At 61.4% G+C, this 22,583-nt stretch carries 27 protein-coding genes; 11 read left to right on the top strand and 16 right to left on the bottom strand.

Annotated features, from left to right (window positions below):
• The first annotated feature begins 22 nt into the window (after positions 1-22).
• On the top strand, positions 23-748 hold the full coding sequence (locus V5N47_RS02020; RefSeq protein WP_338729185.1) for a ribosome assembly factor SBDS: 726 nt from the start codon (positions 23-25) through the stop codon (positions 746-748).
• A 47-nt stretch (positions 749-795) separates the two neighbouring features.
• On the top strand, positions 796-1,659 hold the full coding sequence (locus tag V5N47_RS02015) for a mechanosensitive ion channel domain-containing protein (RefSeq protein ID WP_338729184.1): 864 nt from the start codon (positions 796-798) through the stop codon (positions 1,657-1,659).
• Between the two features lie 32 nt (positions 1,660-1,691).
• Here the strand turns inward: V5N47_RS02015 and V5N47_RS02010 are convergent, their stop codons facing one another.
• On the bottom strand, positions 1,692-2,009 hold the full coding sequence (locus tag V5N47_RS02010) for an FUN14 domain-containing protein (RefSeq protein WP_338729183.1): 318 nt from the start codon (positions 2,007-2,009) through the stop codon (positions 1,692-1,694).
• 219 nt (positions 2,010-2,228) lie between these two features.
• On the opposite strand from V5N47_RS02010, the gene hflX reads away from it, so the two are divergent.
• Positions 2,229-3,518, top strand: coding sequence for a GTPase HflX (gene hflX / locus V5N47_RS02005; protein WP_338729182.1), 1,290 nt, complete (start codon positions 2,229-2,231; stop codon positions 3,516-3,518).
• Here hflX and moaC read toward each other — a convergent pair.
• The 5 genes from moaC to V5N47_RS01980 form a co-directional block, all read right to left on the bottom strand.
• Entirely contained in the window at positions 3,510-3,998 is a 489-nt protein-coding gene (gene moaC / locus V5N47_RS02000) for a cyclic pyranopterin monophosphate synthase MoaC (protein ID WP_338729181.1), read from the bottom strand. The genes hflX and moaC overlap by 9 nt on opposite strands.
• Positions 3,991-5,427, bottom strand: coding sequence for an NAD(P)H-hydrate dehydratase (locus tag V5N47_RS01995; RefSeq protein ID WP_338729180.1), 1,437 nt, complete (start codon positions 5,425-5,427; stop codon positions 3,991-3,993). Before V5N47_RS01995 ends, moaC begins: the two co-directional genes overlap by 8 nt.
• Before the next feature lie 92 nt (positions 5,428-5,519).
• Positions 5,520-5,798, bottom strand: coding sequence for an acylphosphatase (locus V5N47_RS01990; RefSeq protein WP_338729179.1), 279 nt, complete (start codon positions 5,796-5,798; stop codon positions 5,520-5,522).
• Between the two features lie 48 nt (positions 5,799-5,846).
• Positions 5,847-6,353 carry a hypothetical protein gene (locus V5N47_RS01985; protein WP_338729178.1) on the bottom strand — a complete coding sequence of 169 codons (507 nt, stop codon included), beginning with the start codon at positions 6,351-6,353 and terminating at the stop codon, positions 5,847-5,849.
• A 37-nt stretch (positions 6,354-6,390) separates the two neighbouring features.
• Positions 6,391-7,296 (bottom strand): DNA glycosylase, encoded by a 906-nt coding sequence (locus tag V5N47_RS01980; RefSeq protein WP_338729177.1) that lies wholly within the window; start codon positions 7,294-7,296, stop codon positions 6,391-6,393.
• Between the two features lie 121 nt (positions 7,297-7,417).
• On the opposite strand from V5N47_RS01980, the gene V5N47_RS01975 reads away from it, so the two are divergent.
• Positions 7,418-7,822, top strand: coding sequence for a DUF555 domain-containing protein (locus V5N47_RS01975; protein WP_338729176.1), 405 nt, complete (start codon positions 7,418-7,420; stop codon positions 7,820-7,822).
• Between the two features lie 94 nt (positions 7,823-7,916).
• Here V5N47_RS01975 and V5N47_RS01970 read toward each other — a convergent pair whose 3' ends face one another.
• The 4 genes from V5N47_RS01970 to V5N47_RS01955 all read right to left on the bottom strand — a co-directional run bounded on the left by V5N47_RS01970 (position 7,917) and on the right by V5N47_RS01955 (position 10,377).
• Positions 7,917-8,153 carry a UPF0058 family protein gene (locus tag V5N47_RS01970; RefSeq protein ID WP_338729175.1) on the bottom strand — a complete coding sequence of 79 codons (237 nt, stop codon included), beginning with the start codon at positions 8,151-8,153 and terminating at the stop codon, positions 7,917-7,919.
• A gap of 234 nt (positions 8,154-8,387) precedes the next feature.
• Positions 8,388-8,567 carry a hypothetical protein gene (locus V5N47_RS01965; protein ID WP_338729174.1) on the bottom strand — a complete coding sequence of 60 codons (180 nt, stop codon included), beginning with the start codon at positions 8,565-8,567 and terminating at the stop codon, positions 8,388-8,390.
• Between the two features lie 47 nt (positions 8,568-8,614).
• Entirely contained in the window at positions 8,615-9,586 is a 972-nt protein-coding gene (locus V5N47_RS01960) for a transcription initiation factor IIB (protein WP_338729173.1), read from the bottom strand.
• Between the two features lie 158 nt (positions 9,587-9,744).
• Complete coding sequence (locus V5N47_RS01955) at positions 9,745-10,377, bottom strand: phosphoribosyltransferase family protein (protein WP_338729172.1); 633 nt, start codon at positions 10,375-10,377, stop codon at positions 9,745-9,747.
• Between the two features lie 130 nt (positions 10,378-10,507).
• On the opposite strand from V5N47_RS01955, the gene V5N47_RS01950 reads away from it, so the two are divergent.
• Positions 10,508-10,732: a hypothetical protein gene (locus V5N47_RS01950; protein WP_338729171.1), complete on the top strand. Its 225-nt coding sequence runs from the start codon at positions 10,508-10,510 to the stop codon at positions 10,730-10,732.
• A 15-nt stretch (positions 10,733-10,747) separates the two neighbouring features.
• Here V5N47_RS01950 and V5N47_RS01945 read toward each other — a convergent pair whose 3' ends face one another.
• The 3 genes from V5N47_RS01945 to V5N47_RS01935 form a co-directional block, all read right to left on the bottom strand.
• Complete coding sequence (locus V5N47_RS01945; protein ID WP_338729170.1) at positions 10,748-11,053, bottom strand: hypothetical protein; 306 nt, start codon at positions 11,051-11,053, stop codon at positions 10,748-10,750.
• A 55-nt stretch (positions 11,054-11,108) separates the two neighbouring features.
• Positions 11,109-11,384: a winged helix-turn-helix domain-containing protein gene (locus V5N47_RS01940; RefSeq protein WP_338729169.1), complete on the bottom strand. Its 276-nt coding sequence runs from the start codon at positions 11,382-11,384 to the stop codon at positions 11,109-11,111.
• A 93-nt stretch (positions 11,385-11,477) separates the two neighbouring features.
• Positions 11,478-11,762, bottom strand: coding sequence for a DUF357 domain-containing protein (locus V5N47_RS01935; RefSeq protein ID WP_338729168.1), 285 nt, complete (start codon positions 11,760-11,762; stop codon positions 11,478-11,480).
• A 132-nt stretch (positions 11,763-11,894) separates the two neighbouring features.
• On the opposite strand from V5N47_RS01935, the gene V5N47_RS01930 reads away from it, so the two are divergent.
• On the top strand, positions 11,895-12,956 hold the full coding sequence (locus tag V5N47_RS01930; protein ID WP_338729167.1) for an FAD-dependent oxidoreductase: 1,062 nt from the start codon (positions 11,895-11,897) through the stop codon (positions 12,954-12,956).
• A gap of 111 nt (positions 12,957-13,067) precedes the next feature.
• Positions 13,068-13,358: a hypothetical protein gene (locus V5N47_RS01925; protein WP_338729166.1), complete on the top strand. Its 291-nt coding sequence runs from the start codon at positions 13,068-13,070 to the stop codon at positions 13,356-13,358.
• On the opposite strand, the gene V5N47_RS01920 is transcribed toward V5N47_RS01925, so the two are convergent.
• From V5N47_RS01920 to V5N47_RS01910, 3 genes are read right to left on the bottom strand one after another with little or no spacing between them, the layout of a single operon-like run.
• Positions 13,355-13,900: a hypothetical protein gene (locus V5N47_RS01920; protein WP_338729165.1), complete on the bottom strand. Its 546-nt coding sequence runs from the start codon at positions 13,898-13,900 to the stop codon at positions 13,355-13,357. The two genes, V5N47_RS01925 and V5N47_RS01920, sit on opposite strands and share 4 nt — an antisense overlap.
• Positions 13,900-15,249, bottom strand: coding sequence for a divalent metal cation transporter (locus tag V5N47_RS01915; RefSeq protein ID WP_338729164.1), 1,350 nt, complete (start codon positions 15,247-15,249; stop codon positions 13,900-13,902). Before V5N47_RS01915 ends, V5N47_RS01920 begins: the two co-directional genes overlap by 1 nt.
• 39 nt (positions 15,250-15,288) lie before the next feature.
• The gene (locus V5N47_RS01910) at positions 15,289-15,960 is read right to left on the bottom strand and encodes a 2,5-diamino-6-(ribosylamino)-4(3H)-pyrimidinone 5'-phosphate reductase (RefSeq protein WP_338729163.1); all 672 of its coding nucleotides are present in this window, start codon (positions 15,958-15,960) and stop codon (positions 15,289-15,291) included.
• Between the two features lie 90 nt (positions 15,961-16,050).
• On the opposite strand from V5N47_RS01910, the gene V5N47_RS01905 reads away from it, so the two are divergent.
• From V5N47_RS01905 to V5N47_RS01890, 4 genes are read left to right on the top strand one after another with little or no spacing between them, the layout of a single operon-like run.
• Positions 16,051-17,319, top strand: coding sequence for a Single-stranded DNA binding protein (locus V5N47_RS01905; protein WP_338729162.1), 1,269 nt, complete (start codon positions 16,051-16,053; stop codon positions 17,317-17,319).
• The gene (locus tag V5N47_RS01900; RefSeq protein ID WP_338729161.1) at positions 17,316-18,809 is read left to right on the top strand and encodes a hypothetical protein; all 1,494 of its coding nucleotides are present in this window, start codon (positions 17,316-17,318) and stop codon (positions 18,807-18,809) included. The genes V5N47_RS01905 and V5N47_RS01900 overlap by 4 nt, the downstream gene beginning before the upstream one ends.
• A complete protein-coding gene (locus tag V5N47_RS01895) occupies positions 18,809-19,552 on the top strand; it encodes a metallophosphoesterase (protein WP_338729160.1) in 744 nt (247 codons plus the stop codon). Before V5N47_RS01900 ends, V5N47_RS01895 begins: the two co-directional genes overlap by 1 nt.
• Before the next feature lie 43 nt (positions 19,553-19,595).
• On the top strand, positions 19,596-22,445 hold the full coding sequence (locus V5N47_RS01890) for a DEAD/DEAH box helicase (RefSeq protein WP_338729159.1): 2,850 nt from the start codon (positions 19,596-19,598) through the stop codon (positions 22,443-22,445).
• Positions 22,446-22,583 lie beyond the last annotated feature (138 nt).

Genomic DNA, 22,583 nt, shown 5'->3' with positions numbered 1-22,583 from the left:
CCGTGCTGTACTATCTTGTACCATGATTTCACTTGACGAGGCCGTCACGGCCCGACTCGAATCACACGGTGCGCGATTTGAGGTTCTCGTTGACCCGGACGCCGCACTGGCCATCAAACGAGACGAGTTCAAAGGCGACTTAGAGGACGTCATCGCCGCAGACGACGTGTTCGAAGACGCCTCACGCGGCGACCGACCGGCAGAAGAGGACTTAGAGTCGGTGTTCGGGACGACAGACCCGATGGAGATTATCCCTGAGGTCATCAAACGCGGTGAGATTCAGATTACCGCAGACCAGCGCCGCGAGATGCAAGAACAGAAGCGAAAGCAGTTGGTGGCGACCATCGCGCGAAACGCCATCAACCCGCAGATGGACAACGCCCCGCACCCACCAGACCGTATTGAAGCAGCGCTCGAACAAGCCGGATTCAAAGTTGACCCGATGGAGCGCGTAGAAGAACAGGTCGATGACGCACTTGAGGCGCTGCGCCCCGTCATCCCGATTCGCTTCGACACGGTGACCATCGCCGCGAGAATTCCTGCCCAGTACGCAGGCAGTGCACAGGCTCGCATCCGGAAGTTCGGTGACTTAGAGCGCGAAGAGTGGCAAAACGACGGCTCGTGGGTCGGCGTCATCACCTTCCCCGCCGGACTGCAAAACGAGTTCTACAGCCTCGTAAACGAGCAATCGAGCGGTGAGGCGGAGACGCAAATCATCAAAGACGAAGACGACATCAAGACACGGTAACCGATTCTCGGCGGTCGCTTTTTCCCCGTCCAACCCGATGCACTGACATGGTCGGACAAATTGTGTTGCAGGTGACTCTCCCCGAGTCGCTTTCTGCCTATCGTGAGGTGCTCACGGAGGTTTCGTGGTTTCTCGCCGGGGCACTCGCCGTGTATCTCGTCGGTCGCTTTCTGTTCATCCCGCTCATGCTTCGGGTGGTTCGAGCGCGCAATCGAAACAATCCAACGATAGAGACAGCAGCAGAAACGTATCTCCGCGTCGGATTTGCGCTGTTGGCGACGCTTGCGGGCATCATCGCCGCGGGTTACGGGAGCGTCCTCACCGGTTCTGCGGTCGTCATCGCCGCGCTGACGTTTCTGCTTGGCATCTCCGGACAGGAGGTGTTCGGGTCGCTCATCAGCGGAATGTTCCTCGTTGCTGACCCAGATTTCAACGTCGGCGACTGGATTTCGTGGTCGGGCGGGCAGGGAACCGTCGAAGCCGTCGATTTCAGGGTCACACGGATTCGGACGCCGAACAACGAGACCATCACCGTCCCGAACACGGAGCTTACGACAAACGCGCTCACTCGCCCGTTTGGTCGCGATTCGTTTCGGGTGACAGAGCAGGTGTACTTGCCCTACGACGAGGACACAGAACGTGCCTTGCTCGAGATTCAACAGGTAGCGGCGAATCAGGAGCGAGCAGAGCCAGAGCCAGCGCCGAACGCCCGTATCACGGACCTCGGGCCGAATGCGATTACCGTGCAAGCCGAGTTCTGGGTTGACGACCCGGCCGGGAGTAACATTGCGACGATACGCTCTGATTTCAGACGGCTGTTGAAACGACGGTTCGTCGAGGCGGGCTTGACGCTCTCGCCGCCGACTGGCCACCACCTTTCGGGGTCGCTCCGGGTTGAGCAGGAGCTATAATCGCAGACCACACGGAAAAATCGAGTCCAAAACTATCCTTTACGGAAGCCAAGCAGGAAGCCCGCGGTGAAGCTTGCACCGACGGCGAACGTTTCTAAAATCGTCGTAATCCACGACGGCGGGGTTGCAGACGTCGCCTGCTCACCTGCGTTGACGAAACCGGCGGTCAGTTTCTCCCAATCGACGGTGAGAATCTGGCGCGATTCTAAGAACTTGAACAAGGCTAGTTGGAGACCGATGATGACGGCGATAATCTTGGCTATCTTCTTTGCCGCATAGCCAATAATCGCCCCGATGAGGGCCCCACCCCCGGCTTCGATGCCGAGTTGTTGGAGGTTAATATCCACCATAGGGTACACTCCGCACGTAACTGTTAAGACTTTTGTCCTAAACTCTCTGCCCAACCAGAGTGTCACGCCGTGACATTGAAGATGTGCGGGCGCATACTGACGGCCATGAACGTCAGTAGCTTCGCGGAGGTGGGCTGCCGTCAATAAGACCGACAGCGACACGGTGGCGCGCCGTGTCGAGATGGGTGTTTCACTTCCCACTGCTGGCGAGGAACTGCTATGAAGGCCGTTATCGTCAAACGTGTCGACAGGGGGAGTGCCGATGTCAAGGAAATCTGCGACCTCGCAGCAGCGGCGGGCTACACCGTCGCTGAGACGCTCACGCAAACGCGTGAGGCAGACTCAGCCCTCCACATCGGGGAGGGAAAGGCAGACGAACTCGCCGCGCTCGTCACAGAGACGGGTGCAGGCATCGTCATTTTCGACAATCGACTCGGGCCGTATCAGGTGTTCAACCTCGGCAAGCGCCTGCCAGAAGGCGTCGAGGTCGTAGACCGCTTCAAACTCGTCCTCGAAATCTTCGGCCAGCGTGCCCGTACGCGAAAGGCACAACTCCAAGTCGAACTCGCAAACCTTCGCTACGAACTCCCGCGTGCTGAGGCCAAAGCCAGCCTCGCAAAGCGCGACGAGCGTCCGGGGTTCATGGGGCTTGGCGAGTACGACCAGAACCGCGAGCGCGACATCAAATCCCAGATTTCGCGCCTCCGTGACGAACTCACGCGCATCGAACGGCGCGAAGAACAGCGCCGCGAACACCGCCGCGAAACGGGCTTCGACCTCGTTGCGCTCGCCGGGTACACGAACGCCGGGAAATCCACGCTCCTGCGGCAACTCGCCCGAGACGTTGACGTCGACGAAAACGAGGCGTTACACCCGGACATCGAAGCGACCGCCGAGTCAGAAGACCGCCTGTTCACCACGCTCGGGACGACGACTCGCCGCGCCGACATGGAGCGAAACGTCCTCGTCACGGATACGGTCGGGTTCATCACCAACCTGCCCCACTGGCTGGTCGAATCGTTCAAATCCACGCTCGATGCGGTGTATCACGCAGACCTCGTCCTCCTCGTCGTGGACGTTTCAGAGCCTATTGAGGACATCCGCGAGAAACTCGTCACCTGCCACGACACGCTGTACGAGCGCAACGAAGCGCCCATCGTGACCGTCCTGAACAAGGCTGATGCGGTGGAACCGGCCGAAGTGCAGGAGAAAATCGAGGCGCTCTCCGCGCTCGCGCCTGACCCTGTGGTCATCAGCGCAAAGGAGAACCTGAACATGGACCTGCTCTGTGAGCGCATCGAACGCGCGCTCCCGCCGTTCGAACACGAGCGGCTCGTCCTCCCGATGACCGACGAGACGATGAGCCTCGTTTCGTGGATTCACGACAACGCCCGCGTGAACGACGTTGACTACGGCGACCAAGTCATCGTGGACTTCGAAGCTCGGCCTGCAATTGTCGAGAAATCGCGGTCGAAAGCGGGCGAGTTGCCGCTCGCAGAATCAGCCTGAGTGTTCGAGCGTTTTCTTCTCTTTATCGAGCACGCGAACGTCAGAAATCTGGGTTGCCGGATACTGCCCGTTCTCGTCCTTCTCGACGGCTTTTACCATGTCCCAGACGACATTCAGGCCAGTCGTGACGCCTTCTAAGGCTTCCATCTCACAGCCCGTCTTGCCGGTGGTTTCGACGGCCACAGTCAGCGTAATTTTCTCGTCTCCGACCTCGAACTCGGTGTCCACGTTCGTAATCGGAATCTGGTGGCACATCGGGATGGTCTCCCACGTGTGCTTGACTGCCTGAATCGCGCCGACGCGGGCGGTTGCGAGCACGTCGCCTTTGCCAATCTCGCTCTCGCGGATGGCGGCGATAGTTGTGGGTTTGAGGTGGATGTCGCCCTGCGCAACGGCGCGGCGGGCGGTGTCGGGCTTTTTGCCCACATCGACCATTTGTACGTCACCGGACTCCGTCGTGTGCGTCAGGTCGTCACTCACGGCGCTCACCCCAGAGCGCGACCGGGAGGGTCGAAAGTAAATCGGTTGCCATCATACCATATCCTCTCTCCTCGACGACCAAATCACCAGCGCGTCCCGTCGCGTATGCGGCGATGGCGGCAGCATGCATCGGTTCTTGTGTCGCCGCGAGCGCGCCGGTCGCGCCAGCGAGCACGTCGCCGGTTCCGCCAACGGTCATCCCGGGGTTGCCCGTGCGATTGACGCGCGTCGTCTCACCGTCTGAAATCACGTCGTAGGCTCCTTTCACGAGCAGCGCGTGGCCAAGGGTTTCCGCAAATTGCTCGACCAACTCCTTTCGGGTACGCCAGTCGGCGTCGGTTTCGCCGCCCATTTTCGCGAGTTCTCCTTGATGGGGCGTGCAGATGAGCGTGGCGTCTGTCTCGATTTCGGGAACCACTTGAAGCGCATCGGCGTCCACGACGGCGGTTCCGTCGAAGGCTTCGAGGAACTGACCGACCGCGTCGAGAGTTTCGTTTGCACTCCCGAGGCCGGGGCCAAACACGACCGTATCGTGGTCTGCGGCGATTTCAAGTAAAAACTCGACGTGTTCGGGGCCGAGCCGGTCGCCGTCGAACGGGCGGAGAATCAGGTTCTCGCTGTAGCCTTGTATTTCGCGGGCGACAGTGTTTGGGCACGCGACCCGCACGAGGTCTGCGCCAGCCCGGAGTGCGGCTTGCCCTGCGAGCGCCGGCGCGCCGGTGTACGGGCCGCCGCCGACGATGAGTACGCGGCCGTGGTCGCCCTTATGGCTCTCCGACACTCGGGTGAGCGTGCGGAGGTCGCCCGGCCCGACAAACAGCTCTGCGGTGGCGGGAATCCCGATGTCTGCGACGGTGACGTTTGGGAAGTTTTCGAGGCCGGGTTTCATGTCGTGGAACGTGACGACGTGGTCTGCGCCGACCGCGATTCCGGCGGAGGAACCGGTGTCCGCGTCCATTCCCGTCGGGACGTCCACGGAGACGACCGTTGCTCCGGCGGCGTTTACGGCTTCGGCTGCGGACTTCTCGGGTTCACGCAGTTCGCCCGTCACGCCTGTGCCGAGCATCCCATCGACAATGAGGTCGGGGTCGCCAAGATCGAGCGCCGTCGAGTCGCGGACTTCTCGGATGTCGTACTCGGCCTTCTTGAGGGCGTCCCAGTTCTCACGGGCGATGTCGGTTGCGATGGACTCCTCGCGGCCGAGTAGGTTGACGGTCACGTCGTAGTCATCGAGAAAGCGAGCGGCGACGAAGGCATCGCCGCCGTTGTTTCCGCGTCCGGCGACGATAGCGATGGACGCACCGGGGGAGGCGAGGTCACGGACGACGCGAGCGACGGCGTTGCCACTCGACTCCATCAACTGTTTTTGGGGCACTCCGAGAGCCGCCGCGTTCTCGTCTACGGCGGCCATCCGGTCGCTCGAAATCATGGCAGGGAGTTGTTGCTCGGGCAGGATAAACGTGCGGGGGCGGTAGCATCAGTTGCTGAACAGACGTCGAAGGGCTGTCAGGTGAGTTTCTCCTAGCGTCTGATTTCGAATCCGGACACGTTCTCTGGGGGCTCGTACTCCGCTTCGACACCGGTCACCTCCGCGGCTGGGCTGCCAGTGTGACACCACTCGATGAGTGATTCTACGACGGTTTCATCGCCTTCGAATACGGCTTCAACCCGCCCGTCGGACAGATTTTTCACCCAGCCGGAGACGCCGAGTTCCTGTGCCTTGTCGCGGGTGTTCGCGCGGTAGTAGACGCCCTGTACCGTCCCACTCACGAAGACGTGTGCGCGCACTTTTTCGGCCATACACACGATTTGCTGTGGACGTGGAAAACGTTCAGGGAACGGCCGGGGCTACACTTCGTACTCGGTGGCCGGTTCGAAGTGGGTGAACTGTTGATAGATTTCGTCACACCCGTTCTGCGCGATTGTGACGGGTCGCTGTGCGCCTGCTTCTTCGAGGCGGATGATGAGGTTCTGGTTTCCCGTGCCGCCCGGCGCGGCCACACAGTCGTCCAAACTCCACGTTCCGGTTCGGTGGCTCGACTTGTCGAGGGTCAGCGAAACGTCCAGCGAATAGTCGCTTTTCACACCACGGTCAAACACGGGCGCGACGTCGGGCGCTTTAAGTCCGATTTTTTTCGGGATGAGATACTCCTTTTCGAAGATTGCGTACTCTGTGCCTTCTTCTGTAATACCCACGGAGAGGCGGTGGGGTTCTGCGGTTGCGTTCTCTATGAGTACGCTATCAGTCCTGCGCTTCTGCGGTTCGGGAGGGGTTCGATTGCCGTAGATGACTGCACCAACGACGAGGCCCACAGCGCCGCCTACGAGAAACCCTCGTCGCGTCAGCGAGTCCATGCACGTACTCTGAATAATTTGACAATAAGTGTTCGCCCTATGCGTCGCCGCCGGTTCGCAGATAATGGAACACGTACGTCTGGGCGTATCCCGCGTATTTCCCGCCGAACTGCGCGCGAATCGCCCGTGATGTGTCCCGGTAGTTCCCCTTCTCGCAATCGGGGTAGTGGTCTGCGATGGCCGACTGAATCCACGTGTCGAGCGGGACGGCTTCGAGGTAGCCAAGCGAGAAGAGAAGGATGCAGTCTGCGACTTTGTCACCGACGCCGACGAACGTTTTCAGTTCGTCACGGGCGGCTTCGTGGTCCAGTCCAACGGCGTCTTCGGGGGCGGCGACGCCATCTGCGACGAGTTCGGCCGAGCGCTTGACGTAGGGTGCGCGATAGCCGAGATTCAGGTCGCGGAGTTCGGCTTCGCTGGCTTGTGCGAGCGCCTTGGGCGTGGGGAAGGCGTGATAGGTTTTCCCATCGAACTCAATTTTCTCGCCGTAAGTGCGTGCGAGGCCGAGTTGCATGTCGTGGATGCGCGCGACGCGCATTTGGGCGGAGCAGATAAACGAGATGAGCGTCTGAAACGGCGGGTCGCGGACGAGTCGCATCCCCTTGTAGGCGTCGTAGGCGGCGGTTACGAGGGGGTCGTCTGGTATTTCTTCGAAAATCGCGGGGAGGTCGTCGTCCAATCGGAGGAGGTGGATGAGGGTGTCTTCCGCATCGAATTGGGATTCCCATTCGAGGTGACCATCGGTTTGGCGAACGCGCACGACAGCCGGGTCGCCGTCGCGCGGGAGGACCGTGTAGTACCACGCATCGCCGCCGTAGGTCGGGGTCTGTTCGTACATTCGGCCGTCTTCGCGCCGCCAGAGATACGACTGGCCGCTTTCGACCGTCGATTGGAGGTCAAATTCTCCTGTAAGATTGGTAAGTGCAAGGGTACCCGATTCCATTACCACCGTAGAGGAGTGGGTGTGGTTTGTGCTTTCGCCTTCAACATGACAAACAAGTCACAAAGGCGACGCATGTCGGTTTGTCCTAACCTTCTTACCAGAGGCCCGTGAATAATAGTTCATGGACTGCAGAGTTGTCGTCGAAGCCGCAGTCCCGGTGTATGACGTCGGCACGCCGGACGAGGCGGTTCGAATTGCCATCTCGAAAACGGGCGAGATGCTCAATCCCGACTTGAACTACGTCGAAATCAACATGGGTGAGCGCGTCTGCCCCCATTGCCACGAGCAGTTAGACCCCGCATTCTTGAGCGCAGACGAGAGTCTCGTCGCGCTCGAACTCGAAATGACCGTGTTCAACGTCGAACGCGAAGAACACGCCTCGCGCATCGCGCGCAAAGAGATTGGTCAGCGCCTCCACAACATCCCGCTCGATGTTCTCACGGTGCGAATTCTCGATGAAGTAGCCGATGCGGAAGCTGAAGACGAGGATGCGCTTGACGTTGAGGAACTCGTCGATAATAACTGACGACAGCTGCGATTTTTCTCAGGCACTCCGGTCTCAGCGAGCGTCGCCACTCGGTGATTCTGAGGTCAGAGAGACTGCGTCGGTCGCGACGCGATTAATCGGCCGTGGCGGAGATCTTCTCGGATTCCGCCTCGGTCATTTCTGCGGTGATACCGTCTGCGAGTGCAAAGACTGCGGCTTTGTGGTCCGTTTTGGATTTGTGGATGGAGGTCGGCCGTACTCCAAGTGCCTCGTATGCCTCGTGTTCAATTGTGATTTCGTACTCTGCTTCGTAGTGGTTGCATACCTCCGAGAGGAGGCCGTGTAGGTGGATGAGCTCCTGCTTCTTCATAACAACAGCCTCTTACAAGCGGAGGGTTATATTACTATCTTGAGTCTCGTTAGCATACGTACCGGATTAGAAGGGCTGTATCGACAGTATTCGCCGGAATTTCACGCCAACGCTTTTGTCAGTTGAACAGTCCATTCTGCATACATTGACTATATAGCTCACAGTACGGTGCGCGGCGCTGACGAGAGTGGTGTTGGGGGCTGAAAAATCGAGTCGGCACCGCAGCCAACGCGCTTACTCGAACTGTTTGAGCGTGTCGAGGTCGTGTTCGGTTCGCATGTACTCAGAAAGCATGCGACTCGCGTGACAGTTCGGACAATGGAAGGTGGTTTTCAAGGGCGGAAGGTCACCCGGCGTCGATTCCCAATCTTTGCCGCATTCAGGACAGAGTAGACGAACGTATGCTTCCACCATGTGTGCACACTGTTCGCAGGCTGCAATGAAAAGCTTTGTTGCCTGACTTATACGGGGAGGTAGTTCCCGTTGGCTTCGAGCAGTTCCTTGTAGCGGTTGCGGATGGTAACCTCGCTGATGTTCGCCACGTCAGAGACCTGACTCTGAGTGACCTTCTCGTTCGAGAGCAGTGCAGCGGCGTAGACGGCGGCGGCGGCGAGGCCGACCGGCGACTTGCCACTGATGATGCCCTGCTCTTTTGCGTTGCGAAGCAGGTCACGGGCGGCGCGCTCTGCCTCATCGGAGAGGTCTAAGTCAGAGGCAAACCGTGGGACGTAGCTCTCTGGGTCCGCGGGTTTAATCTCTAAGTTGAGCTGGCGGACGATGTAGCGGTACGTGCGCGTGAGTTCCATCTTATCGACTCGCGACACCGTCGCAATCTCATCGAGACTGCGCGGCATTCCCGCCTGCCGAGCGGCGGCGTACACCGACGCCGTAGCGACGCCTTCGATGGAGCGACCCGGTAGCAGGTTCTCAGAGAGCGCGCGGCGGTAGATGACCGACGCTGTCTCACGGACCGTGCTTGGCAGGCCAAGCGCCGAAGACATGCGGTCGATTTCGCCGAGCGCTTGCTTCAGATTGCGCTCTTTGGAGTCACGGGTGCGAAAGCGCTCGTTCCACGTGCGAAGCCGCTGCATCTTCGCGCGCTGGCGGGCACCGAGCGACTTGCCGTAGGCGTCTTTGTCTCGCCAGTCAATATTCGTCGACAATCCCTTGTCGTGCATCATCTTCGTCGTTGGCGCACCGACGCGGGACTTCGAGTCCTTCTCGCTCGCATTGAACGCGCGCCACTCCGGGCCGAGGTCGATTTCGGCTTCCTCGACGACGAGCCCGCAGTTGCGACAGACCGTCTCGCCGTGTTCGGTGTCCGACATGAGGGGGCCGCTGCACTCTGGGCACACTTCGGTCTCATCGACGAGTCGTTTCTTCTCTTTTTGCGGCTGTTCGCCGGTGTATGTCCTGATTGTTGTGTCACTCATTACTGTCTCTCCATTGGGTCAGGGCGGGTGTCTGCCGGGGGTACGAAACCCTAAAAAGCCGGGTGTTGACCTTACGTATAGTTAGTGCGTAAAGTTTATAAATGTTTCGCAAAATGGTACTGCCCAAAACCACGCGACTGAGGCCACACAGAGTGGATTTATCGCCCGCGACCGTCGAGTGCCGCCATCACCGTCTCATCGCTCACCTGACCGAAATCTTCATAAAACTGTCCCACGGCGCTGAAGTACGCTGGCGTCATTTCGCAAATCACCTCATCCGCCTCGCTCATAAGCCGCTCTGCGCCCGATTCAGACGCAACGGGAACCGCAAGAACCACACGGCTCGCCCCCGCTGCCTTTGCCAGTCGTACGCAGGCGAGTGCTGTCGCCCCGGTCGCAAGTCCATCGTCCACGATGACGACACGCGTGTCAGCTAACTCGGGTGGCGTGCGCTCCCCACGATACCGTTTGGCTTTCGCGCGAGCGGTTTCCCGTTCGCGGGCGATCGTGTCTTCAAGGTACGGTTCACTCACGCCCAATGTCTGAATGAGCGACTCGTTTCGCCAGACGCTCCCGTCTGCCGCGACCGCGCCGAGTGCGAGTTCCGGATTGTCCGGCGCACCGAGCTTTCGCGCCACGATAATGTCGAGTGGCACGTCAAGTAAGTCTGCGACAATCCGCCCAACAGGAATCCCACCCCGTGGAATCGCAAGGACGATGTCCGCCACCACGTCGTGGGCATCGACGACCGCGGCGAGTTTCTCGCCCGCGTCAGTTCGATTTCGGTACATCAGCTGAAATAGGCGCGCACGGGGCTTAAACCCCGGCTGGAATGTGGTGTGAGTTGTTCCGGCGCCCGGCGAGCAACATGCGCTCCCTCGAGAGAAACTATTTACCGACTGACTCGGGTTGAGAAAATGAATGATAAATCCAGTCGGAATCTTTCTCCTGCTGGCAGGACTTCCCGCAGCACTGTGGCCGTATCGACTGGCTCGCCTTGGCGAGCAGGTTGATGCAATCGGTAGCACGACACCGCTTGCTGGCGTCGAACCAGCAGACTGGAACGTGCTGCTCACACGGGTTATCGGCGTCGGGATGATACTCGTCGGGTGCTTGGGGATTCTCGGCAGTCTTGCAGCCGGGTAACAGGGTCACCGAGGGTCAGTCCCACGCCGTCCACGAGAGAAACAGGAGGCCGATGAACTGCAACACTGCGAGCAGCATCATCGCTTGCCAGACGATTTGAGGCACAGCAGAGGCGTACCACGCAGAGAGGTCGGGGTCGATGAGGTAGTAATAAAGCGTGAGCGCGTTCTGGGCGAGGAGGAAGATAGCGAAGACGAACAGCCCCACGGTGTGTTTTGAGCGGAATTTCAGGTAGTTGCGACCCCACACGTAACCGAGTCCTGCGAGGAGGAGGACGTTTAGTGCAGTTGCCCCTTGTGCAACCGTGACCCAGATACTCATCTGTCTGCACCTACCTTACTGTCACATATAACGACTAGCCCAAATTCGACCATAATCACTCCACCTGCGCTACGATTTGTTCTATCGTCTCCCAGTGATGGCGGGCATTCTCGCTCGGCAGATAGATTGCCCCGTACTCATCGCCGCTCGTCGTCACAATGTTGTTGTCCATGAGAACATCGAGGTGGTGTCTGACCGTTTTGTAGTTGAGTTCTAAGTCCTCGGCCAGTTGGTTTGCGTTCCGTGGTTGCTGGTCTAACGCCTGTAGCAGGCGAACGCGATTGGCTCCGCCTCGGGTACCGGTCAACACGTACCAGAGGGCAGCCTCCATTGGACTGCATGACTCACCCACACCATGTAAGCCCATCGACAGGGGACGGGGTCGTGTTCGCGCCGTCGGTGACTTCCAAGCGCTTTTTCGCGGTTAGACCGTGAACAGGTGGCCCTCGTCTGGAACCTTGAACAGCCCAATCCGTGCACCTGCGTCCATCCAACCATGACCGTAGGAAAACGACGCGAGGGCGTTCACGAGGTCGTCGTTCGCCTTGAAGTGGCGGCCGTCATCGAGGTAGGACTGTGCCATCTCGCGGTACTCGGCGGCCGACTCCCCAAGTGGCGTGTTCGGCGGGTTCACGTCCTCTGCAGCGTCGAGGGCCTCCGCCAGCAGTCGTTCGTAGCGCTCCGTCTTCTCTGCTAAATCAGCGGCCATAGAAATCCGTTGGTGGGGACGAATATGGGCGTTCGCACCGACGGCCGGAACGTGCCTGAACAACCATCCGAAATCGTAGTGCCCGCGCAAGACAGCGCAAGGTAAATACTTGTCCACGGTCAATTTGTCCACATGTCAAAAGGCGACGCAGCCGAGGTTGAGCACCACAGACTCGTGATTGCCGGTTCGGGCATCGCGGGGCTCACCGCGGCCATTTATGCGGCTCGGTCGAACAACGAACCGCTCGTGCTCGAAGGCACAGAGCCGGGTGGCCAACTCACCCTCACGACCGAAGTGGACAACTATCCTGGTTTCCCCGAGGGCATCAGCGGGCCTGAACTCGTGAACAACATGAAAGCACAGGCAAAGCGCTTTGGCGCGACCGTGAAAAACCGCGTCGTCAAGTCAGTTGACGCCACAGAGCGCCCGTTCCGCATCGAACTCACCTCGGGCGACGTCATCACCGCAGACGCCTTCATCGCCGCCTCGGGGGCGAGTGCCCGGACCCTTGGCATCCCCGGCGAAGACGACCTGATGGGCTACGGCGTCTCCACGTGTGCGACCTGCGACGGCGCGTTCTTCCGCGACGAGGAAATGGTCGTCATCGGCGGCGGCGACGCCGCGATGGAGGAAGCCTCCTTCCTCACGAAGTTCGCCTCGAAAGTCTACCTCGTCCACCGCCGCGAGGAGTTCCGCGCAGAGGACTACTGGATCGACCGCGTTGACGAACTGGTCGATGAAGGTAAAATCGAAATCCTGCGCAACACCGAAGTCACCGAAATCCACGGCTCGCCAGAAGACGGTGTGAGCCACGTCCGGATGATTCGCCATCCCGAGGGCCACCCATCAGAGAAACTCGATGACCCCGCTACTGAAGAATTCGACTTCGAAACCGGCGCAGTGTTCCTCGCCATTGGCCACACACCGAACACGGGCTACTTAGAAGGCACGGGCGTGGAAGTGGACGATGCCGGCTACATGATTACGAAAGGCGGCAAGGGCGCACACCAGACTGCAACGGACGTGCCCGGCCTTTTCGGCGCAGGCGACGTGGTGGACTTCCACTACCAGCAGGCCATCACCGCAGGCGGCATGGGCTGTCAGGCCGCCATCGACGCAGACGACTATTTAGAGGAGTTAGACCGCGAAAACCGCGCCACAGAGCAGGTCGCCGCCCCCGAATCTGACGACTAACCACTCGAATTTTTCTCTTTGGTTTCCGCACTCGTGAGCCGCTGCACCGCGTGTGCACGCACGAAGCACAGATTCCACAGACCCTTTACGTCCACGCGCAAAGTGAATTTCATGTCTGATTCCGTAGAGACAGCCACGTTCAGCATCGAATCCTCGGACGGCTCGACAGACGAAGTCGAACTCCCGACCGAACTCATCGACCTCCTCGCAGAGGAAGAGTCCTCCGCAGAAACTGTCGCAGACGTCGTCCTCATCGGCTTCGCCCAGCGCGCCCACGCCCTCGTCCACCATTCCCACGGTGACTTCGACGCAGACATCGAAGCCATCGAAGAGAGCGTTCTCGAAACCTTCGAAGAGCGCTTTGGCATGACGTTCGCCGAGATGACCGGTCACGACCACTAGAGGCGCACTTCGCTTTCGGCCCAGTCGCGCAGTCGTTCAAGCACCTGTTTTTCCCGCCGCGAAATCGCGTCGTCACGGCCGAGTTCGTCGCTTTCGAACGCGTTGAGAACCACCACGGAGGCCGATTTGAGCCACTCGAACAGTTGGGAGACGTCGCTTTCGGCCGCCTGAAACGGAATCGTTGCGTCGTTTACGAATGCGGCGGTCGGTGTCGGCGCGGTTTCGAGGAGCGCGGTGGCTCTGCTCGCGTTTTCCGTGGCCAGTCGCTCTGCAGCTGCCGGCGTTGTGGCGGTTGCCCGCGGGGCGTGTGCCTCGATGGCTCCGTACCAGACGCTGTCTGGAATGTCGAGAAAGCGGGTGAGTCGCCCTCCGAGCAACTTCCCGTCGCGTTCAATTTCTGGGGCGAAATCGAGAGCCACGACGCCCGTTGGACCGTGGTCTGCAATCCAGTCGCTGAGCGCCCAGGCGGTGCGTTTCGTCTTCCCGACGTTCGACGCACCGGTGATGAGCACGCGACCAGAGAGTGGGGATTCACCGGTCATTACTGTGTGGTGGACGGCTGGGACGTCCCGCTCAGCGCCGTTCGAGCCGCCATCGTGAGCACTGCCAGCGTGGCTACACCGAGCACGATGGCAAAAGCGAGAACGAAGGCGCTCAGCGGGGCGGTCGGCGTGGAGAGGTGTCCACGGACGAACGACCCGGCCGTGACCATGGTGATTGCGATGAGCGCAACGCCCCCGAGGTTCATCCATCGAGAGGCGGTATCGCCGACGGCTTCTCGGTCGTTCAGCAGCGCGAGGACGACGGCGATCGCGAAGGGTGTGCCGACGAGACCGAACGCCAGTACGAGCACGAGCAACGGGAAGAACGACCCGCCGACGAAGGGACCCACCGCAGAGACAAGCGCGAAGGAGACCAGGAGTGCTCGATACCGCGTGTCTTCGACCGTGGTTCCCCAACCGAGTTTGTCCGCCAGTAAGAATGGCGGAACGACGGTGTTGCCGCCGAGCGTGGAGACGGCCGCACCCCACAGTCCGAGCAAGAAGAGCCACTTCGCGTTCGCCCCGACGAGCGGGCCGAGCGCCTGCGAGGCGGAGACGTGGGTGAGTCCGTCAGGAGAGATGGCTCCGTTGAGGACGCTCGCGGCGACAAGGAAGATGGCGAGGCTGTAGACGCCAAAGGCGACGAACATCGACGCCACGACGTCGGTGGTGGCGATGTTCGTATCTTCGCGGGTCCAGCCGCGGGCGCGCATGGTGTAGGAGTGCATCGTGATGAGCGTGATGTGTACCGCACCGCCGAGGATGCCGGCGACGACGAGCGCGCTCGACAGACCCGTGGGCATCGTCGGGATGAGGCCAGCTATCGCGGCACCGGCGTCGATTGGGACGACGAACAGCGACGTGACAAAGGCGAGGACGACCGCCGAAACGAGGAGTTTTGCTCCGAGCTCCGCCACGCGGTAGCCCCCGCCCGCGAGGCCGAACGCGAGGACGAGCGCCCATGTGACACCCCAGATGCGGGCGTCGATACCCGTGATGGTCGCGCTGATGTCGGCGACACCCTTCATGATGACGAGTTGGGCGAGTCCTGCGGCGAGAACGGCATCGGCGACGAGCAACCACGCCCACCCGTTGCCGAGGTGTCGTTCGACGACCGCGATGAGGCCAGCCTCGGTGCGCAGACCGAGTTGCATCGCGAGGTACTGGGCGAGCGTTCCGAGCACCGCAGAGAGCACAACGACCCAGAGGAGGGTAAATCCGAAAGAGGTGCCAGCGGTGAGCAGCGATGCCATCGTCGCCGGCCCCGCCGCGATAGCGCCGGCGAGCCACGAGGGCCCCATCTTCGCATACAGCTTGGTGCCGCCACTTCTGAGAGCTGTGAAGGTCATACACGTCTCTCGACGAGCACGTAATATAAATAGGTGGTATTACTGAGTGTTTTCCGGGGCGTAGCTCAACACGACGCCGTCGTCCACGCGCTGTACGTCCGCCAACTCGAGCCGCGGGAACCCCGCGACGAAGCCCTCCCCGTCTGCGAGCGTCGGGGCGTCTCGACCGCCGATAATCATGGAGCCGATGTACACGGTGAGTTCGTCAACGAGGCCTTCTTCAAACAGCGAGAAGATGAGTTCGCCGCCGCCTTCGACCATTATCGACTCGATGCCGTGGTCTGCGAGGGCGTCGAAGGCGCTTGTCAGGTTCACGCGCTCTTCGCCCGCGGTGATGATGGTGACGCCTTCACGTTCGAGTTTGCTGATGCGCGCGGGGTGGGCTGCTTCGCTCACGAGCAGGTAGGTATGGGCGCGCTCGTCGAAAATCTGGGCATCTCGCGGACAGCGGGCGTGGGAGTCCGCGATGACACGCGCTGGATTTTCGGGAACGCCACGGGCTTTGCGTGCTGCCCGGCGAGTTTCGTCATCGACGGTCAGACTAGGGTCGTCTGCGACGACGGTTCCCGCCCCGACCATCACGGCGTCGTTTTCGGCGCGGATGGCGTCCACGCGGTCAAAATCGGCGTCGCCGCTGATGACCACCTGCTTTCGGCCGCGGTGCGAGAGCTTCCCATCCACGCTCATGGCAGCATTGACGACGACGCGCATGGAAGATGATAGGTCAGCGGCGTGAAAACAGCTTTCGGTACGGGGGGTTCCCACGAACGCTTTTTATGGAATCCGCACGAAGGTTCGGTGATGAGTCTCGACGACACCGCCGAGGAGCTTGCCTCCGCTCTCGGCGCAGACAAAGCGGAGGTCAAACGCGACTTAGAAAACCTCGTCCAGTACAGCGTTCCACTGGAGGAAGCAAAACAGAGTGTCCGCCGAAAGTACGGCGGCGGTGGCGGAGGTGCACCCACCCCAGAAACCGTCTCCATCGCGGACATCGGCACGGATAGTTCGAACGTCACGGTGACGGCGAAAGTCCTCACCGTCGGCAAACGCTCGATTCGCTACCAGAACGAAGACCACCTCATCCACGAGGGAGAACTCGCAGACGAGACGGGGAAAATTTCCTACACCGACTGGCACGACTTCGGCCTCGCTGCCGGTGACACGGTCACCGTCACGAACGCCGGTGTCCGCGAGTGGGAGGGGAATCCCGAACTCAACCTCGGAGACAGTTCCTCGGTTGATCCAGCCGAGGAAATCGAGGTTCCGTTCTCAGTGGGCGGCGACAAGCCGCTCACCGAACTCAAACCCGGCGATCGCGGCGTCAACGTCGATGCCGTGGTCAGCGAAGTGGAGGAGAAAACCATCAGCGGCCGCGACGGCGAGACGACCATCCTCTCGGGTGTGCTCGCAGACGACTCCGGCCGCCTGCCGTTCACCGACTGGAACCCACACGCAGAACTCGAAGCAGGCGCGTCCGTTCGCGTTACCGGCGCGTACGTCCGCGAATTCCGTGGGATTCCCTCGGTCAACATCTCCGAGTTCTCGGCGGTCGAAGCACTCGACGCTGACCTCGAAGTGAGCGACGATGCGCCGCGAAAACGCATCGACGAGGCCGTCTCCATGGGCGGACTGTTCGACGTGGAAATTGTTGGTAACCTGCTTTCGGTGCGCGACGGCTCCGGCCTCATCCAGCGCTGTCCGGAGTGCAATCGCGTGACCCAGAAAGGCCAGTGTCGCTCCCACGGGCAGGTAGACGGCTACGACGACCTGCGCGTGAAGGCGATTCTCGATGACGGCACCGGCGCACTCACCGTCATCTTAGACCGCGACCTGACCGAGCAGGTGTACGGCGGGTCGCTCGAAGACGCCCTCTCCGCCGCCCGCGAGGCGATGGACCAAGAGGTCGTTGCAGACAGCATCCGCGAGAACGTCGTGGGCAGCGAGTTCGTCGTCCGCGGCAGTCTGAGCGTCGATGACTACGGCGCGAATCTCGATGCCACGTCCTTCCGGAAATCCGACGACGACCCGGCCGCGCGTGCGACGGCCGTGCTCTCGGGGGTGGACGCATGAGCGCAACGCCTGTGGGCCGCGAAGTCGCCCACCGCCTGTTCGCCGCGGAGTTCGACGCCGCGTCGATGTCCTACTCGGAATCCGACGAAGAGCGCGCCCCGAACTACGTCGTCACGCCAACCGGCGCGCGTGTCAATCGGATGTTCGCCGTGGGCGTCCTCACGGAAGTCGATACGGTGAACGAAGACCAGCTTCGCGCCCGCATCGTCGACCCGACCGGCGCGTTCGTCGTCTACGCGGGCCAGTACCAGCCGGAGGCGCTCACGTTCTTAGAAAACGCCTCAGTGCCGACGTTCGTCGCGGTGACGGGCAAGGCGCGCACGTTCGAGCCAGCGGATTCTGACCGCGTGTACACCTCCATCCGCCCAGAGAGCATCAGCGAAGTCGATGCCGAGACCCGTGAGCGGTGGACGGTCACGACCGCAGAGCGCACCTTAGAACGGATTTCGACGTTCGCAGGTGCACACGCGCTCGACGCTCGCGGCGACGACCTCTACGCCCAACTCGCGGCTCAGGGCGTCTCAGAAAGCCTCGCCGCCGGTATCCCGAAGGCAATCGATCACTACGGCACGACACCTGCGTATCTCGCGGCGATGGAGTCGCTCGCGACGCAGGCGCTCTCCGTGGTCACGGGCGACCGCGACTCGGTGCCGTCGTTCGAGGCAGCGCCGTCGATGGCTGGCCCCGAGAGGCCAACCCGGGTTGCTTCCTTCGACGCCGTCGAAACCGTGACCGACGCAGCCGACGAGGGTATCGAATCCGTCGAAGCCGAGGTCGAAGCCGACCTCGATGCCGACGAAGCGGAGCCTGAGCCAGTCGAAGCAGACCCAGAAGAACCGGTTGAAACGGACGACCCGGTCATCGAAGACAGCGAACCGGAAGTCGAAGAACAGACCGTTGAGTCGGAACCAGAAATCGACACCGAAGCGCCCGAAGAGGACGCGACCGAAACCGCCTCCGAAGCCGAATCCGTGGACGCGGCCGAGGCGACCCAACAGGCAGAACCCACGGACGACAGTGACGAACTCGGTGACTTCGAAGAAGAAGAAGACCTCGAAGACTTCGAACCCGGCGAGTTCGACGAGATGTACGAGATGGACGACGAGGAGCGCCAACAGGTCGAAGAGGAGTTCGGCACCGAGTTCTCGACCGGCTCCGAGGTCGGCCCGGCGGGCGAAGCAGGCATCGAGGTTCCAGAACCCGAAGACGTCGAAGAAGCGGCTGAACCAGAACCGGACCCAGAGCCAGAACCAGAAGAAGCCGACGCAGACAGTGATGACGATGCCGAGGGTGATGTGGACTTAGAAGCCGCTGTCTTGGACGCGATGCGCGACCTCGATGACGGCGACGGGGCAGACCGCGAAGCCATCATCGCTGCCGTGGTCGACACCCACGGCGTCTCCGTCGAGGCCGTCGAGGATGCGATTCAGGACGCGCTCATGGACGGACAGTGCTACGAGCCCGACGAATCGACGCTCACGGCAATCTGATGGCGAGTTCGGTCGAACCGATTCCCGGGGAGGCGGCGGCGATAGCCGACCTTTCCAGGAGTCGCGCGCTCGTCGTGGCTGACTACCACGCCGGGCTGGAAGTCGCTCTGCGCTGGGATGGGGTGTCCGTCCCGAGCAATGCGGCGGCGCGACGCGACCGACTCCTCGGATTGAAAGCAGAAACGAACGCAGACCGCGTCATCATTCTGGGCGATTTCGGAAACGCAATCGGCGCTGGCCCAGAGGAAGAAATCGCGGAGATACACGACTTGCTTGCTGCCCTTTCTTGTCCTGTGACTGTCGTGAAGGGGAACCACGACGGCGACATCGAAGAGCACATCGAGGGCATCGAGGTGACGCCCGCACACGGCATCCGCATTGGTGACGTTGGCTTCGCTCACGGCCACACGTGGCCCTCACCCGACGTACTCGAAGCCGACATTCTCTGTACCGCCCACGAACATCCGCAGGTGAATCTCACCGACGAAGTGGGCGGCGGGCGCACCGAGCGAATCTGGCTTCGCGGGACGGTGAATCCGGAACCGTTCGCCGAGTTTCACGGGCGCTCGTTCGACGGCGGCGCGCCGTTCATCGTGTTCCCCGCGTTCAACGACCTCGTTGGCGGGACGTGGGTGAACGCCCAGAAAGATGGCTTTCTGTCGCCGTTTTTGCCCGACGGCCTCAGCGACGGCGAGGCGTACCTCCTCAACGGCACGCGCCTCGGGGAGTATACCCGAATCTGACTGGCCGCGCGGTTTAACCTCCTCTGGGCGTTACCCAGCCACAATGTCAGACGGCGAGGTTGCGGGTGTGGACGCGTTTACGCAGCTCGGTGAGGCGGTGCGTACGGCCCTTTCTGCGCGCGGATTTTCGACGCCGACCGCGCCCCAGCGTCGCGCCATCCCGCCGCTCGCCTCCGGCCGCGACGCACTCGTCATCGCCCCGACTGGGACGGGCAAGACGGAGACGGCCATGCTGCCTGTGTTCGACGCTATCGTCGCCAAACCGCCCGAGGAGCGCGCGGGTATTTCGGCACTGTACATCACCCCGCTTCGCGCGCTGAACCGCGACATGCGCAGTCGCCTCGATTGGTGGGGTGACACCTTGGACGTGACGGTGGACGTGCGCCACGGCGACACCACGCAGTACCAGCGAACCAAGCAGGCCAACGACCCGCCGGACGTGCTCGTCACGACGCCGGAAACGCTGCAAGCGATGCTCACGGGGAAGAAACTCCGCCAAGCCCTCGAAGACGTCTCGCACGTCGTCGTAGACGAGGTGCACGAACTCGCCGCCTCGAAGCGGGGCGCGCAGTTGACGATTGGGTTAGAACGCCTGCGCGAACTTGCCGGGTCGTTCCAGCGCATTGGGCTCTCTGCAACCGTGGGCGACCCGCGAGAAGTCGGCCGGTTCCTGACCGGCGACCGCGGCTGTGCCATCGTCGAGGTGGACGTGGGCAGTCGCGTCGATTTGACCGTGTTCGAGCCAGAAATCACGGACGAAGACGACACCCTCGCGGGGCGGTTGATGACTGAAGCCGACATCGCAAGCCACGTTAGAGCTATCCGCGACCTCGTGGATGCTCACGAATCGACGCTCATCTTCGTGAACACGCGCCAGACCGCAGAAGCCCTCGGCTCACGATTCAACGAACTCGACTTGAACATCGGCGTCCACCACGGCTCGCTCTCCAGAGACGCCCGCGTTGAGGTCGAAGACCAGTTCAAAGCCGGTGAACTCGATGCGCTGCTTTGTACCTCCTCGATGGAACTCGGCATCGACGTGGGCCGGGTGGACCACGTCATCCAGTATTCGAGCCCTCGCGAAGTCTCGCGGATGCTCCAGCGAGTCGGGCGGGCGGGTCACCGCCGGGATGCAACCTCCCACGGAACCATCATCACGACTCGCCCGGACGACACGTTCGAAGCCATGGTCATCGCCCGCCGCGCCGGGGTAAACGAAGTCGAAGAGACAAACATCCATCACGGGAGTCTCGACACCGTCGCAAACCAGATTGCGGGCGTCGTGATGGACTTTGGCGACATCTCGGGGCGCAAGGCCTACGAAATCGTGACGCGCGCCTACCCGTTTGCCGACCTCACCGAGGAGCAGTTCAAGGACGTCATCCACGAACTCTCGTACAACCGCATCCTCTGGCTGGACGAGGAGAAAGACCTGCTCTCTAAGGGCGGCGGAACGTGGCGGTATTTCTACGCGAACCTCTCGATGATTCCCGACGAGGAAACCTTCGAGGTGTACGATATGGCGAGCGGACGGCAGGTCGGCACCTTAGACGAACGCTTTGTCGTGAACTTCGCCGGGCCGGGCGAGGTGTTCATCCAGCGCGGCGAGATGTGGCGCATCACCGAAATCGACGAGGAAAAACAGCGCGTGCAGGTGACGCCAATCGAAGACCCCTCGGGCGAAGTACCGTCGTGGACGGGGAGCGAGATTCCGGTTCCCTTCGAAGTTGCCCAAGAGGTCGGCGAGGTGCGCGAAGTCGCGGCCAGCCAATTGGAGGGCGACGACGACCGTACGGCCGTCGCGCGCGACCTCGGAAAACGCTATCCGGCAGACCAACGGACCATCGAGAAAGCCGTGAAACCGATTGCCCGTCAGCGAGAGCAAGGCCATCCCGTCCCGACGAACGACCGCGTCGTCATCGAATTTCAGGGTCGGACGCTCGTCGTCAATGCCTGTTTCGGCCACAAGGTGAACGAAACGCTCGGGCGCGTGCTTTCGGCGCTCATTGGCCAGCGCACCGGCTCCTCGGTCGGCCTCGACGTCGACCCCTACCGCATCGAACTCGAAGTGCCCCGCGACGTGACGGCGCGCACGGTGGTCGAAGTGCTCGAAACGACCGACCCAGCCCACCTCCAGCCGCTCATTGAGTTGAGCCTGAAGAACGCAGATGCGCTCAAATTCAAACTCGCACAGGTCGCGGCGAAGTTCGGCTCACTCCAGAGTTGGCAAGGCGACAGCAAGCGCCAGTTCGGTCTCTCCCGCCTGCTCGCCGCGCTCAGCGAGACGCCGGTCTACGACGAAGCCGTGCGCGAAATCCTCCACGAGGATTTGGACGTGGCGCGAGCCGCCGAGCTGCTTACGCGGATGCAGTCGGGCGACCTCGAACTCGTCACCGTCGGCGGCCGGACGGCGATTGGCGTAGACGGTCGCTCCTCTGGTCGGGAACTCCTTGCCCCAGAAAACGCTGATGCGAGCGTCATCCAAACCGTCCGTGAGCGCATTCAGAACGACACGATGCTGCTCTTTTGTCTGCACTGCATGGACTGGGAGCGCACACAAAAGGTGCACAGAATCCCCGACCAGCCACAGTGTCCGCTCTGTGAGTCGAGTCGCATTGCCGCGCTCAACCCGTGGGCGGACGAAGTGGTGTCAGCGGTCAAAGCCCGCGAGAAAGACGACGACCAAGAGAAAATGACGCGCCGGGCCTATCGCTCGGCCAGCCTCGTCCAGAGCCACGGCAAGCAGGCCATCATCGCGCTGGCCGCCCGTGGCGTCGGGCCGCACAATGCCGCGCGTATCATCGGCAAGTTGCGCGAAAACGAAGACGAGTTTTACCGCGATATTCTGGGTCAAGAACGCCAGTACGCCCGCACCAAATCGTTCTGGGATTAATCGAGTTTCACCGGGTGGATGTGATGACCACATGGGCGGAAGGCGGCATGCTCGGGGCCACTGATGACGGTTCCGGTGACCGGCCGATTGCAGGTTGGGCAACAGCGCTGTTGCTCAGTGATAGGGGTGTGTGCATCC

The organism is Haladaptatus sp. DJG-WS-42 (genome assembly GCF_037198285.1).
Lineage (GTDB): Archaea > Halobacteriota > Halobacteria > Halobacteriales > Halococcaceae > QDMS2.
This window is presented reverse-complemented; position numbering and strand designations above follow the sequence as displayed.